This is a genomic window from Xanthomonas sp. GW (genome assembly GCF_014236815.1).
GTDB lineage: Bacteria > Pseudomonadota > Gammaproteobacteria > Xanthomonadales > Xanthomonadaceae > Xanthomonas_A.
The window spans coordinates 3,615,262-3,628,881 of sequence record NZ_CP051189.1; the positions used below are offsets into that span (position 1 = coordinate 3,615,262).

Here is a 13,620-nt window from a genome sequence, read left to right on the forward strand (position 1 = left end):
AGATTTTGATATATGAAAACAAATATCCATAGTCAGATATTTGTTATTTTTCATGTATCAATATGCCCGCTAGCATCGCCGACGTAAAGCACCCCGGGCGACGCCGCGCAGGCACCGATCCGGGCCGATCAGGTCTCGAGGATTCCGCCAGCATGGGCTCACCCACCAAACCGGTCCGCCGCAGCCAGGCGTGGTTCGGTCGCGAAGGCAAGCAGGGTTTCTACTACCGCAGCTGGCTCAAGAGCGCCGGCCATCCGCACGACATGTTCGACGGGCGCCCGGTGATCGGCATCTGCAACACCTGGTCGGAACTGACCCCGTGCAACGGCCACCTGCGCGAGCTGGCCGAACACGTCAAACGCGGCGTCTACGAGGCCGGCGGCTTCCCGCTGGAATTCCCGGTGATGTCGCTGGGCGAGACGCAGATGCTGCCCACCGCGATGCTGTTCCGCAATCTGGCCAGCATGGACGTGGAGGAATCGATCCGCGCCAATCCGCTGGACGGCGTGGTGCTGCTGATGGGCTGCGACAAGACCACCCCGTCGCTGCTGATGGGCGCGGCCAGCGTGGACCTGCCGACGATCGGTTTATCCGGCGGCCCGTCGCTGTCCGGCAACTGGCGCGGGCAGCCGCTGGGTTCGGGCACCGGGGTGATCCAGATGTCGGAGATGGTCCGCGCCGGCACCCTGAGCCAGGACGAGTTCGTCGAGGCCGAGGCCTGCATGCAGCGCTCCAAGGGCAGCTGCATGACCATGGGCACCGCCTCGACCATGGCCAGCATGGTCGAAGCGCTGGGCATCTCGCTGCCGGAAAACGCGGCGATCCCGGCGGTGGATTCGCGCCGCGCGCGGCTGGCGCGACTCAGCGGCCGGCGCATCGTGCAGATGGTCGAGGAAGACCTGCGCATGTCGCAGGTGCTGACCCGCTCCGCGTTCGCCAACGCGATCAAGGTCAATGCGGCGATCGGCGGCTCCACCAATGCGGTGATCCACCTGCTGGCCATCGCCGGGCGCCTGGGCGTGCCGCTGAGCCTGGACGACTGGGACCAGTTGGGATCGCGGCTGCCGTGCCTGGTCAACCTGAAACCGTCCGGCCAGTACCTGATGGAAGATTTCTACTACGCCGGCGGATTGCCGGCGGTGATGCGCGAACTCGGCGCCGAGCTGGACCTGGACGCGCTCACCGTCAACGGCCGCACCCTGGGCGATAACGTGGCCGACGCGCCGTGCTGGAACCGCGAGGTGATCCATGCGCTGGACACGCCGTTCCGCGAACAGGCCGGCATCGCCGTGCTGCGCGGCAACCTGGCCCCGGACGGCGCGGTGATCAAGCCCTCGGCGGCCTCGCCGCACCTGCTGCGGCACCGCGGCCGCGCGGTGGTGTTCGAAAGCATCGAGGACATGAAGGCGCGCATCGACGACGAGGCGCTGGACATCGACGCCGACTGCATCATGGTGCTGAAGAACTGCGGCCCGCGCGGCTACCCGGGCATGGCCGAGGTCGGCAACATGCCGCTGCCGCCGAAGCTGCTGCGCGCCGGCGTCACCGACATGGTGCGCATCTCCGATGCGCGCATGAGCGGCACCGCCTACGGCACCGTGGTCCTGCACGCCTCGCCCGAGGCCGCCACCGGCGGCACCCTGGCGCTGGTGCGCGACGGCGACATCATCGAACTGGACGTGCCCGGGCGCTCGCTGCACCTGGAGGTCAGCGACGAGGAACTGCTGCGCCGGCGCAGCGAATGGACCCCGCTGCCGACCCCGCTGCGCGGCTGGAGCAAGCTGTACGTGGAGCACGTGCAGCAAGCGCACCTGGGCGCGGACCTGGATTTCCTGGTCGGCGGCAGCGGTGCCGACGTGGCGCGCGATTCGCATTAGCAGCGCGCCTTTGTAGGAGCGGCTTCAGCCGCGACAGGATCTATCGGTAACGCCTGTCGCGGCTGAAGCCGCTCCTACAACCAGGCATCCAATGCGGCCATGGCCGCATGCAATCGGCGTCCTGCACGGAAGCCCTGCACGGGAACCGGATACGCGCCGCGTCACCGAAACGTCATCGACCGCCTCTAGCCTGCGCCGCATCCAAGGGGCAAGGCAGGTCGGTGGCGGCACATCCCAAGCGCGCGTGGGCGCGCATGTTCGCGGAACACGGTCCGGTGCTGCGCGGCTTCTTCGTGCGCCGCGGCGCCAACGAGGACGCCGAGGACATGGTGCAGGAAACCTATCTGCGCCTGCTGCGCGCGCATCAGCACCAGGGCGAGGCGATCGCCAACCCCGAGGCCTACCTGTACACGGTGGCGCTGAACCTGGCGCGCGAACAGGCCGCGCGGCGCAAGCAGGCGCCGCTGCGCATCGACGAGATGGAGCAGTTTTCGCAATTGCTGGCCGCGGGGGACGACGTGGAAGACACGGCACAGCGACAGCAGCGGCAACAGCGCCTGCAGGCCTTGCTGGCCGGCTTGCCCGAACGCACCCGCGCGGTGCTGGTGATGCAGTACCGCGACGGCCTCAGCTACAAGCAGATCGCCGAACGCATGGGCGTGTCCGCGCACATGGTCAAGAAGCACGTGGTGCGCGGGCTGTCGGCCTGCCGCCGGGCGCTGGCCGACAGCGGGGAAAGCTGGTGAGCGAAGCCACCTTCCCGCCGCGCAGCGCCACCGCCGAGGCCGCGCACTGGCATGCCCTGCAACGCATGCAGGCACTGGACGCGACGCAGCAGGCGCAACTGATGGACTGGCTGACCGCATCGCCGCTGCACCTGCGCGAATACATGGCGGTGCTGCGCGTTGCCGGCGAACTGGGCGAGGCCATGCGCGGCATGGACCTGGACGTGGACGCGCTGCTCGACGCCGACCGTCGCGCCGACACCTGCGCGGCGCCGCGCAACGTGATCGCGCTGCCGCTGCCGCAACGGCCGCAACGCCCTGCCCCGCAGATTCCCCACACGAAAGACCGGCGTGCGCGCCTGCGCGGCTGGGGCATGGGCCTGGCCGCGGCGCTGTGCGGTGTGGCGGTGCTGGCCGGCTGGGCCTGGCCGCGCACCGAGACCTACAGCACCGCGCACGGCGAGCAGCGCAGCGTGCAACTGGCGGACCGCAGCACGGTGCATCTCAACGCGCAAAGCATGCTACGCGCGACGATGACGCCTTGGAGCCGGCGCCTGCAGCTGCTGCATGGCCAGGCCAGCTTCGTGGTCGCGCCGGACCGGCGCCCGCTGCAGGTGCTGGCCGGCGCACTGCGGGTCGAGGACATCGGCACCACCTTCGACATCGCCCTGTACCGGCAACAGGCGCGCATCGAGGTGGCCGAGGGCCGCGTGCACGTCTGGCGCGCCGAACGCCCGCGGCAGCCGATGCTGGCCGATCTGCGCGCCGGGCAGAGCGCGCGCATCGACGACGCCAGTGGCACCGTCGAACTGGCCAGCGAGGACGTCGCCGCGATGCATGCCTGGTGGCAGCGCCGCATCGTGTTCCGCGACGAGCCGCTGGCCAACGTGGCCGAGGATTTCAACCGGCTCAACCGCACCCGCCTGCTGATCGACGATGCCGCCGCCGGTGCGATGCGCCTGACCGGCAACCTGCGCGGCGACGACATCGCCTCGCTGCGCGCCTTCCTCGCCGACCAGCCGACGTTGCGCGTCACCGCCAGCGCCGACGCGATCCGGGTCGGCAGCCGTGCGGCGCCGCAGCCGGTCGCACGCTAATCGAGGCCTCGGTCGCCGACCGCGGCGACCAATTCCCGCGCTTTGCAAGATCGGTGCGCAACCGCGAGTGCCGCGGCACCACGCCCGCAGGCGCATCACGCATCACCGCCTGGCGCGTACCCAGTCATGCCACGAGCGTTCGCTCGCACGCGCACGCGCGCAACCAGATGAGAAAGCAGCTGCTCGCCCTCGCCTCCTCGCACGTGTCACAGAAAATTCATCGAAAACCGGTGCCCGATCGTCGCTGTCGATCCTCGTAGTCCAGGTACAACGCAGCATTTCGCCCTTCGCGGCGGCGCTGCGTCCCCACCTTCCGCTCCCACTGGACAACGACGATGCGCCGCACCCTGTTCCTTTCCATCGCCCTCGCCCTGCATGCCGGCACCGCCGGCGCCCAGACCACGCCCGTCGCGATCGATGCGATTCCCGCACAGCCGTTGGCGCGCGCGCTCAACACCCTGTCGCGGCAGAGCGGATTGCAATTCGTCTATGCCGCGGGCGTGGCCGGCAATCCGCAGACCCGCGGCACCAGCGCCGGCGCCACGCCGGAGCAGGCCTTGCAGCAACTGCTCGACGGCACCGGCCTGCGCTATCGCTATCTCAATCCGACCACGGTGACCATCGAAGCCGCAGGCGCGGCGAGCGACGCCCCGCAGGCGATCCCGGCCGCGAGCTCCGCCGCGATACCGGCCGCCGCGCACACGGCGGACGCACCGGTGAAGGAACTGGACCGCATCCAGGTCCTCGGCAGCTACGCCGGCAGCCTCAGCGCCGCGCTGCGCGAGAAGCGCTACGCCGACAGCGTGGTCGACGTGATCGCCGCCGAGGACATCGGCAAGCTGCCGGCGCAGAACGTGGCCGAGGCGCTGCAGCGCGTGCCGGGCGTGTCGATCGTGCGCGACCGCGGCGAAGGCGTGTACGTGCGTGTGCGCGGCCTGGGCCCGAACTTCCAGGTCACCACGCTCAACGGCCAGACCATGGCGGTCAACGAGAACGTGCGCACCTCCGGGCAGACCGGCCGCCAGTTCCGCTACGACACGCTGCCGGCCGAGCTGGTATCCGGCCTGGAGGTGATCAAGAGTCCCACCGCCGATCTGGACGAAGGCGCGATCGGCGGCATCGTCAACGTGCGCACGTTCCGTCCGCTGGAACTGGGCAAGACCCTGACCAACCTGTCGCTGGAATCGAGCCAGGCGCAGCGCACCCACGCCAACGATCCGCGCGTGTCCGGCCTGTTCAACTGGGTCAACGCCGATGGCAGCTTCGGCATGCTGATCTCCGGCGCCTACGCGCAGCGCAGCCTGCGCCAGGACCGGGTCAACGAAGTGAGCTGGGACTACTACCCCAATGGCGTGCCGGGCGCGCCCGGCGCCTACTACGCGCCGACCGGCTTGCGCCCGACGCTGGAACTGGAGCAACGCGAGCGCACCGGCGTGGCCGCCTCGCTGCAGTGGAAACCGAGCGCGGCGTGGGAAACCAACCTGGACCTGCTGTACGCCAAGCAGACCGTGCACTACGACGAATACAGCATGGGCGTGGGCTTCGACAGCCTGGCCAAGCTGAGCAACCTGCGCGTCGAGCACGGCGGCATCACCGGCTTCGACTACCGCAACGGCCAGGTGCAGATCTCGCGCGAGACCTCCGGCATCACCGACGACAACCGCAGCGCGCGCCTGTCCAGCACCTGGAGCGGCGATCGCTGGACGCTGGGCGCGGTGGCGTTCCACTCGCAGGCGCACAGCTACGATTCGGACCCGATCCGCCGTACCCGCCTGCGCAGCGGCACGAATCTGTCGATGCACGTGGACATGCCGCAGGCCGACGACGACAACGTGCCCAACTGGAGCTTCACCAACGGCTTCGATCCGAACAATCCGGCCACCGTGGCCGGGCGCCGCCTGGAATGGCGCGAGATCGATGCGCGCGACAAGGAGGACGCACTGCAGTTCGACGCCAAGCGCGCGCTCGACGGCGACTTCTTCCGCGACCTCAAGGTCGGCGCCAAATACCGCCAGCGCTCGCGCAGCTACGACCGCGCCGACCTGCTGCTCAACAGCATCGCCGGCGTGCGTTTCCCGGCCGGCAACTTCACCGCGCTGCCGGTGGACGACATGCTCGCCGACGCCAACGGCAACCTGCCGCGGCAATGGCTGGCGCCGGTCGAATCCACCTTCTGGGGCAACTGGCCGACCGCCGCGGATCTGACCAACACGCCCAACAGCGCCGACCTGCAGAACTCCTATGAAGTGAAGGAAAAGATCGGCTCGGCCTATGCGATGGCCGATTTCGGCAGCGAACTGGCCGGCCGCGCACTGCGTGGCAATCTCGGCGTGCGCCTGGTGCGCACCGAGCAGACCACCGACGGCCATGCCGACGTCGACGGCACTGCGCAGCCGGTGCATTTCCAGCGCAGCTACAACAACGTACTGCCCTCGTTCAACGCCGCATGGGACGTGCGCGAGGACATGGTGCTGCGCACCTCCGCGGCCAAGGTCATCACCCGCCCCGACCTCACCGACCTGTCGTCCAAGCTCACCTTCAACTCCAGCGGCGAGATCCTCACCGCCAGCGGCGGCAATCCCGGGCTCAAGCCGTTCGAAGCGTGGCAGTACGACCTGACCTTCGAGTGGTACATCGACGGCACCTCGGCGCTGACCGGCGGCGTGTTCTACAAGGACATCTCCAGCTTCATCCAGACCCAGATGTCGAACCTGGACTACCAGGGCCAGACCTATCTGCTGTCGTCCAAGACCAACGGCAGCGAGGCGAAGGTCAAGGGTGCGGAAGTGGCCTACCAGCAGGTGTTCGCCGGCCTGCCGGCGCCGCTGGATGGCTTGGGCATGCAGCTCAACTACACCTGGACCGACAGCGAGGCGACCTACCGCGATGGCACCGGCACCTTCACCGACAGCCTGGAAGGCGTGGCCAAAAACACCTACAACGCGGTGCTGTTCTACGAGAAGGGACCGCTGATGGCGCGGGTCAGCTACGGCTGGAGCGACGACATTCTCAACGCGGTCGGCACCGCCAACGTCGCCACGCTCAACAGCGACAGGTTCGGCAGCCTGGATGCGAACCTGGCCTACAAGGTCAACGACAACCTGTCGCTGTTCGTCAACGCGATCAACCTCACCGGCGAGGTGCAGCGCCAGTACGTCGGCGACCACCTGTTCGGCGGCTACACCGACTACGGCCGCACCTGGTCGGTCGGCCTGCGCGCACGTTTCTGAGCCGTGTCCGCGCGGTCGCCGCCGTGGTGCGGCGCCGCGCGCGATGGCGACAGCGCCCACTGCGGCGCTGTCCGCCGACCCTTCTTCCCGGCCGGTACCACGGCCAGCGGCATACCGCGCTCTGCTGTACCGCCTCTTTCGGAACATGCCGATGCCCTCGATTCCTCGCCTAGCCGCCGTCGCGCTGCTCGCCCTCGCCCTGCTGCCGTTCGCCGCCGTGCACGCCGCAGTCGCCGCGCCGCAGGACACCCTGGAAAAAGTGCTGATCCTCAAACGCCATGGCGTGCGCTCGGCGATGTCCAGCGCGGAACAGCTAGGCCGCTATTCGGCGCACCCATGGCCGCGCTTTGGCGTGCCGGCCGGATACCTGACCGAGAACGGCGCGCGCCTGGAGCAGTTGTTCGGCGCCTATTACCACGCGCTCTATGCGCCGCAGGGTCTGTTCGCCGGCGACGCCTGCGCCAGCGCCTACTACTGGGCCAATCGCACCCAGCGCACCATCGCCTCGGCGCAAGCGTTGGCGAGCACGCTGACGCCAGGTTGCGCGAACGAGGTGCACAGCGTCGCCGACGGCGCCTCCGATCCGCTGTTCGACGGCGCGGCGGCCTTGCGCACGCCCGCCGCCGCCGCGCTGATGCGCGCGGCCATCGCCGGCCGCATCGGCGGCGACGCCGACGCCTGGAACGCGGCGCAGCACGATGCGATCGACACGCTGCAGCAGTTGCTGTTGCAGTGCGCGCAGCGGCCGTGTCCCGCCGACGCGGGCACCGGCAAGCAACGCCTGGACGCGGTGGCCGCGCAGATGAGCGATACCGACGACGGGATTCCCGGCGTCGAAGGTCCGGCGGCGGCCGCCTCCGGCATCAGCGAAAGCCTGCTGATGGGCTGGGCCGACGGCCAGGACTTCGCCACGCTGGGCTGGCAAGGCCTGGACGAAGCCAGCCTGCTGCGCGCGTTCGCCCCGCACCAGGCCGAGTTCGCGCTGCGCCTGCGCGCGCCCACGGTGGCGCGCATGGCCAGTTCGCCGCTGGCCGCGCGCGTACTGGCCACGCTGCAGCAAGGCAGCGACAGCGCCGCGCATGCCGCACCGATCGGCGGCGATGCGCGGCTGGTGGTGCTGTCCGGACACGACGGCACGCTGACCCTGCTGGCCGGCATGCTCGATCTGCACTGGCAGTTGCCCGGCTACCAGCCCGACCAGACCGTGCCCGGCGGCGCGCTGGTGTTCGAGCGCTGGCGCCGCGCCGACGGGCAACGCGTGATCCGCCTGCGCTACACCGCGCAGAGCCTGGTGCAGCTGCGCGAACGGCGTGCGCTGACGCTGCAGGCGCCACCGCCGTCAGCGCCGGTGTTCATTCCCGGCTGCAGCAGCGCCACGCCGGGCTACGACTGCCCATTACCGACACTGGCCACGCTGATCGGCGCGGCGATCGACCCGCAATTCCTGAGCGAATGACGCCATGCCTCCGGCCGTTGGCCGACGACGTGGCTGCCGCATCGGCGCATTCCGCGCCGCTTCCCTGGCCACCGCGCCAGCCGCTGTTCCCCACCACCGCAAGAGGCGATTCATGATCCAGCATCTACGCACCCTCGTGAGCTTCGGCATCGGACTGAGCATGGCCTGTGCCGGCGTGGCGCACGCGCAATCGGATACCGGCGTGCTCGACGTCCTCAGCTACAACGTCGCCGGTCTGCCCGAGGGCATTTCCAGCAGCAACCCCTCGGCCAACACCGCGCAGCTGGCACCGAAACTGGCGCCGTACGGCCTGGTCCACGTGCAGGAGGACTTCAACTACCACGCCACCCTGTACGCCGGCGACGCGCATCCTTACCGCACCGCCACCAGCGGCGGCGCCGCCTTCGGCGACGGCCTCAACACGCTGAGCAACTATCCCTTCAGCGACTTCATCCGGGTCAAGTGGAACCAGTGCAACGGCACCGACTGCCTGACCCCGAAGGGCTTCAGCTACATGCGCGTGCGCCTGGCCGACGGCGTGCTGCTGGACGTGTACAACGCCCATCCCAATGCCGGCACCGAAGCCGGCGACCTGTCCGCGCGCCGCGCCAACATCGGCCAGCTCTCGCAGTTCATCCAGACCTGGTCGGCCGGCAACGCGGTGCTGGTGATGATGGATTCCAACACCCGCTACACCCGCGCCGACGACAACATCCGCACGCTGATCGCATCCAACGGGCTGACCGATCCGTGGGTGGAACTGGTCAAGGGCAATGCACCGGCCGCCGGCGCCGAGCCGCTGCTGTGCGGCACGCCGCCGACCAACGCCTGCGAAGTGGTCGACAAGATCCTGTACCGCGATGCGCCGCAGCTGACCCTGGTCGCCAACCGCTACCAGCTCGATCCGGGTAAGTTCTACGACAGCGCCGGCAAGCCGCTGTCCGACCACTACCCGCTGTACGCGCAGTTCGGCTGGGCGGTCGGCACCGCCGTGCGCACCAGCGACCAGTTCGGCGGCCCGCACGGCATGCCGTTCAACGATCTGGCCGACAGCGCCAGCGCGCGTCCGCTCAGCGGCGTGACCCTGCGCGGCGCCGAGCGCCTGGACAACGTCGGCGTGATCCTGGACACCGGCAAGCTGCTCGCGCACGGCGGCAGCGGCGGACAGGCGACCACTCTGTCGCTGGGCGCCAACGAGACGCTGACCTCGGCCACCGTCAGCGTCGGCAAGTACAACGACACGACCCGCGTGTTCTCGCTGAGCCTGCGCACCAGCACCGGCCGCAGCGTGCAGGTGGGCAAGCAGACCAGCGAGACCTACACGCTGACCGCGCCCAGCGGCTGGCACATCGCCGGCTTCACCGGCCGCGCCGGCGACGCGATCGACAAGCTCGGCGTGGTGTACCGGAAGAACTGACAGGGACGTCGGGACGCCACACGCCCGCACGCAAACGGCAATGGCGCTCGTTACGGCGAGCGCCGTTCGCCAGGCCGCGGGGTTTGCCGCTGCGCATCCGACAGGGCGCCAACGCCGGCACGCCGATACCGGACAGAGCGCGACAGCGCGTGCGACCGGATCATGGCGTCTCGGCGCGCAGTTTCAGCGCCGGCACCGGCATCGCCGCCAACGCCTCGATGTCGCGCGCACGCGCGGCCTTGAGCTGCGCGAACAACGCACGGATCTCGGTATCGCCGTAAGCGCGGCGGCTCAGGCCGATCATCAACACGCCGTGGCCGGCGGGGCTGGGCACGTAGCGATACGCATTCCATTCGACGATCGTGTTGCCCTCGGCATCGGTAGCCGACAGCACGAAGTCGAGCAGCGCCTGATCCTTGGATTCGCTGAGCAGCGGGGTGTAATGCACCACCGGATCGGTCGCCTTGCGCCGCTCCAGTTCGGCCACCTTGATTCCCAGCAGTTGCTCGGGCGTGGCCGACCGATCGTCCAGCAGATCCAGCATCAGCATCGACTGGTAGCGCTCGACGTTCTGCCCCTGCGGCACGTATTCGTGCTTGTAGAAATCCGGGCGCGGATGGCTGCTCCAGGCCAGATGGTAGGCGGCGCCTGCCAACTGCAACGGGCCGGGCACCGTCAGATAATCCTTCGTCTGCTGCCCTGCGGCAGCGGCCGCAGCGGTCACGCACAACAGGGCGTACAGGCCCATCCGCAGCAGCGGTCGCACGATCATGCGCATCGTTCCAGTCCTTTAGAGAGTGTTGCAATCGAAATGCCGGCGGCGCCGGGCGCCGCGGCAAGCAGGCGTGGCAGCTGCCGCAGCGGGATGCAGGGCCGGCCATGGCACGCGCGCCGCATACGCGCCAATCCGGCAGCAGCGACCGGGCCGCAGGACCCGGCCGCTGCAGGATCGGACGCGGCTCAGGCCTGCTTCGGATCCGGGCCGTAGGCGTTGGCGCCCTTGACCCCTTCCATGAACATGAAGACCAGGATCACCACGCCGCCCAGCCAGGGAATCAGGCCCAGCAGCACGTACCAGCCGGACTTGCCCTGATCGTGGAAACGGCGTACCTGCACCGCGATCGACGGCACCAGCACGGCGAGCGAATACAGGCCCAGCAACACGACCGCCACCAGCGACAGCATGCTGGTCCCATTCTGGCCGCCGACGCCGCCGCCGATTCCCATCAACACCATCAGCACGGTGATCACCACGATGTTCAACAGCGTGAACATCCAGTACTCCTTGCGCCGCGAACGCCCGGAAAAATCCGCGTAGCGCTTGAGCGGCATCAACATCCATTCCATTGTGTTTCCCTTTTTTTCAACCGCTGCCTCACTGCAGCGGGCGGCATGGTGGCATAAACGCCGCCGCAGGGAAACGCTTGCGGCTACTCGCTCGCCGCCTCCAGCGCCTGCGACAGGCGCTCCACCGCGATCACTTCCATGCCCTTGACCACGCCGGTCTTGGGCGCATTGGCCTTGGGCACGATGGCGCGCTTGAAACCGTGCGTGGCCGCTTCGCGCAGCCGGTCCTCGCCGTTGGGCACCGGGCGGATCTCGCCGGACAGGCCGACCTCGCCGAAGGCGATGGTCTTCTCCGCCAGCGGCTTGTCGCGCAGCGAGGACAGCACCGCCAACAGCACCGGCAGATCGGCCGCGGTCTCCTGCACGCGGATGCCGCCGACCACGTTGACGAACACATCCTGGTCGCCGACCAGGATGCCGCCGTGCCGATGCAGCACCGCCAACAGCATCGCCAGCCGGTTCTGCTCCAGGCCCACCGCCACCCGCCGCGGATTGGACAGCGGCGAGGCATCGACCAGCGCCTGCACTTCCACCATCAGCGGCCGCGTGCCTTCGCGCGTCACCATCACGCAGCTGCCGGGCTGGTTGGCGCTGCTGCCGGACAGGAAGATCGCCGACGGATTGGACACTTCCTTCAGTCCCTTCTCGCCCATCGCGAACACGCCCAGTTCGTTGACCGCGCCGAAGCGGTTCTTGAACGCGCGCAGCAGGCGGAAACGGCTGCCGCTCTCGCCCTCGAAATACAACACCGCATCGACCATGTGCTCGAGCACGCGCGGCCCGGCGATGCCGCCTTCCTTGGTCACGTGGCCGACCAGGAACACCGCGGTGCCGGTCTCCTTGGCGTAGCGCACCAGCCGCGCCGCGCTCTCGCGCACCTGGCTGACCGAGCCGGGCGCGGCGGTCAGCGACTCGGTCCACAGCGTCTGCACCGAGTCGGCCACGATCAGCTTGGGCTGGGCCGCGCTGGCCTGCTGCAGGATCTGTTCGATGCCGGTCTCGGCCAGCGCGTTGAGGCCGTCCAGCGGCAGGTCCAGGCGCACCGCGCGGCCGGCGACCTGGGCCAGCGATTCCTCGCCGGTCACGTACAGCACCGGCAGCGTGCTGGCCATCTTGGCCAGTGCCTGCAACAACAGGGTCGACTTGCCGATGCCCGGGTCGCCACCGATCAGCACCACCGCGCCTTCGACCAGGCCGCCGCCGAGCACCCGGTCGAATTCGCCGATGCCGGTGGACACGCGCGCCTGGTCGCGATGCTCCACGTCCTTGAGCGCGGTGATCTTCGGCGCCTCGGTCTTGCCGGCCCAGCCGCTGCGCCGCGCCGCGGCCGGCGCCTTCGCCGCCGACGCGCTTTCCAGCACGATCTCGCTCAGCGAATTCCACGCCCCGCACTCGGTGCACTGGCCCTGCCATTTGTTGTACTCGGCGCCGCAGTCGCCGCACACATAGGCCGTTTTCGCTTTTGCCATCTCGCTCTTGTCCGCTGCCAGGAGGCACCAGCATAGGCGCTGGCGGTCTCAGGTTGCGCGACTGGGCACATGGACCGCCGCCGATGCCCGCGACGGCGTCGCGCCCACCGATGGCGGCGGCGGCAACCTGATCGGCCACAAACCGTGCGTATCGGCGGCAAAACATCGGCGAACTGCAACTGTATCCACGCACACATCACGTACGTAACGAACCCAATGACGCTGCGCAGTTGGCAGCGCCGCTTGACTGGCGGGTGTCGCTGCGGCTCTGGCAGCTTGAAAGGTCGTCACCACGTCGGTGCCTCAGGCGCCAGTGTCCTCGGGCTTAAGACCCATCGAGTATTCCTCGATATCCTTGCCATCGACCCAACCGCTGGCGCAGTCGCCAGCGTAGTGACCATCCGGCTTGAGTGTGCAGGCGATGCCAGTCGTCGGGCGTTTCCATTCAATCGGCGCGTCGGCGCCCTTGCACATCGCGTTGCCCTTGCAGAGCTTCACGGTACGGGTTGGAATCGCCATGACCAGGGCACGAACCAAAACCCCGTCCTTGCGTTGCGCCGCCCGCAGGCAGAGCAGCTGGTTCACTCCGACATGTGCGACGGCCTTGCCTGCGGCTGGTTTGAAACTGTCCTTGAGCGTGACGCCGTTTTCGGCTCCAACAGCGCCGAACGACAGGTTCGAGGTGCAGTCGTCGCCGGCGTCGATCGCCGTGCCGTCAATGGTGCAGGCAGTGTTGCCGTGCGTGTCGCGAGTGCAGGCCACGGCAGAGCCAGGCGACGACGCTTGCAACATCACCTGCAAGGCGTGCGCATCGCCTGGCGCGGCTGATGCCGCCGAGGCTGTCAGCAGAACCACCAGGCTCAGCGTCCATCCACAAGAGTTGATGATCTGTCTCCTACCGAGAAGGCCCCTCACGCGCCCTTTGACGGAGCCGGCGATGGCCTTGCGGCTGGAATTAACGAGCATGGTTGTCACGGGCTTCTCCTAAGCGACCTTTTGCAC

10 protein-coding genes are annotated in these 13,620 nt (G+C 68.6%); 6 read left to right on the top strand and 4 right to left on the bottom strand.

Going from position 1 to position 13,620, the window contains the following annotated elements; all coding sequences use genetic code 11:
- Positions 1-152 precede the first annotated feature (152 nt).
- The 6 genes from HEP73_RS15430 (at position 153) to HEP73_RS15455 (ending at position 9,802) form a co-directional block, all read left to right on the top strand.
- The gene (locus tag HEP73_RS15430) at positions 153-1,877 is read left to right on the top strand and encodes an IlvD/Edd family dehydratase (RefSeq protein WP_185820650.1); all 1,725 of its coding nucleotides are present in this window, start codon (positions 153-155) and stop codon (positions 1,875-1,877) included.
- A gap of 221 nt (positions 1,878-2,098) precedes the next feature.
- The gene (locus HEP73_RS15435; RefSeq protein ID WP_145701194.1) at positions 2,099-2,623 is read left to right on the top strand and encodes an RNA polymerase sigma factor; all 525 of its coding nucleotides are present in this window, start codon (positions 2,099-2,101) and stop codon (positions 2,621-2,623) included.
- A 65-nt stretch (positions 2,624-2,688) separates the two neighbouring features.
- Positions 2,689-3,699, top strand: coding sequence for a FecR family protein (locus HEP73_RS15440; RefSeq protein WP_185823446.1), 1,011 nt, complete (start codon positions 2,689-2,691; stop codon positions 3,697-3,699).
- Between the two features lie 335 nt (positions 3,700-4,034).
- Positions 4,035-6,929, top strand: coding sequence for a TonB-dependent receptor (locus HEP73_RS15445; RefSeq protein WP_185820651.1), 2,895 nt, complete (start codon positions 4,035-4,037; stop codon positions 6,927-6,929).
- Positions 6,930-7,080: 151 nt separating this feature from the next.
- Positions 7,081-8,385, top strand: coding sequence for a histidine-type phosphatase (locus HEP73_RS15450; RefSeq protein WP_185820652.1), 1,305 nt, complete (start codon positions 7,081-7,083; stop codon positions 8,383-8,385).
- Between the two features lie 112 nt (positions 8,386-8,497).
- Positions 8,498-9,802, top strand: coding sequence for a jacalin-like lectin (locus tag HEP73_RS15455; protein ID WP_185820653.1), 1,305 nt, complete (start codon positions 8,498-8,500; stop codon positions 9,800-9,802).
- Between the two features lie 160 nt (positions 9,803-9,962).
- Here HEP73_RS15455 and HEP73_RS15460 read toward each other — a convergent pair whose 3' ends face one another.
- The 4 genes from HEP73_RS15460 to HEP73_RS15475 all read right to left on the bottom strand — a co-directional run bounded on the left by HEP73_RS15460 (position 9,963) and on the right by HEP73_RS15475 (position 13,593).
- The gene (locus HEP73_RS15460; protein WP_185820654.1) at positions 9,963-10,574 is read right to left on the bottom strand and encodes a hypothetical protein; all 612 of its coding nucleotides are present in this window, start codon (positions 10,572-10,574) and stop codon (positions 9,963-9,965) included.
- 188 nt (positions 10,575-10,762) lie between these two features.
- Positions 10,763-11,149 carry a DUF805 domain-containing protein gene (locus tag HEP73_RS15465; RefSeq protein ID WP_185813489.1) on the bottom strand — a complete coding sequence of 129 codons (387 nt, stop codon included), beginning with the start codon at positions 11,147-11,149 and terminating at the stop codon, positions 10,763-10,765.
- Between the two features lie 83 nt (positions 11,150-11,232).
- Positions 11,233-12,618 (bottom strand): DNA repair protein RadA, encoded by a 1,386-nt coding sequence (gene radA, locus HEP73_RS15470; protein ID WP_185820655.1) that lies wholly within the window; start codon positions 12,616-12,618, stop codon positions 11,233-11,235.
- A 303-nt stretch (positions 12,619-12,921) separates the two neighbouring features.
- Positions 12,922-13,593: a hypothetical protein gene (locus HEP73_RS15475; RefSeq protein WP_185820656.1), complete on the bottom strand. Its 672-nt coding sequence runs from the start codon at positions 13,591-13,593 to the stop codon at positions 12,922-12,924.
- Positions 13,594-13,620 lie beyond the last annotated feature (27 nt).

Excerpts from the sequence above, each read along its gene's own strand:
- HEP73_RS15430 (WP_185820650.1), top strand. The coding sequence starts at position 153 with ATGGGCTCACCCACCAAACCGGTCCGCCGCAGCCAGGCGTGGTTCGGT.
- HEP73_RS15440 (WP_185823446.1), top strand. The coding sequence starts at position 2,689 with ATGCAGGCACTGGACGCGACGCAGCAGGCGCAACTGATGGACTGGCTG.
- HEP73_RS15445 (WP_185820651.1), top strand. The coding sequence starts at position 4,035 with ATGCGCCGCACCCTGTTCCTTTCCATCGCCCTCGCCCTGCATGCCGGC.
- HEP73_RS15450 (WP_185820652.1), top strand. The coding sequence starts at position 7,081 with ATGCCCTCGATTCCTCGCCTAGCCGCCGTCGCGCTGCTCGCCCTCGCC.
- HEP73_RS15455 (WP_185820653.1), top strand. The coding sequence starts at position 8,498 with ATGATCCAGCATCTACGCACCCTCGTGAGCTTCGGCATCGGACTGAGC.
- HEP73_RS15460 (WP_185820654.1), bottom strand. The coding sequence starts at position 10,574 with ATGATCGTGCGACCGCTGCTGCGGATGGGCCTGTACGCCCTGTTGTGC.
- HEP73_RS15465 (WP_185813489.1), bottom strand. The coding sequence starts at position 11,149 with ATGGAATGGATGTTGATGCCGCTCAAGCGCTACGCGGATTTTTCCGGG.
- radA (WP_185820655.1), bottom strand. The coding sequence starts at position 12,618 with ATGGCAAAAGCGAAAACGGCCTATGTGTGCGGCGACTGCGGCGCCGAG.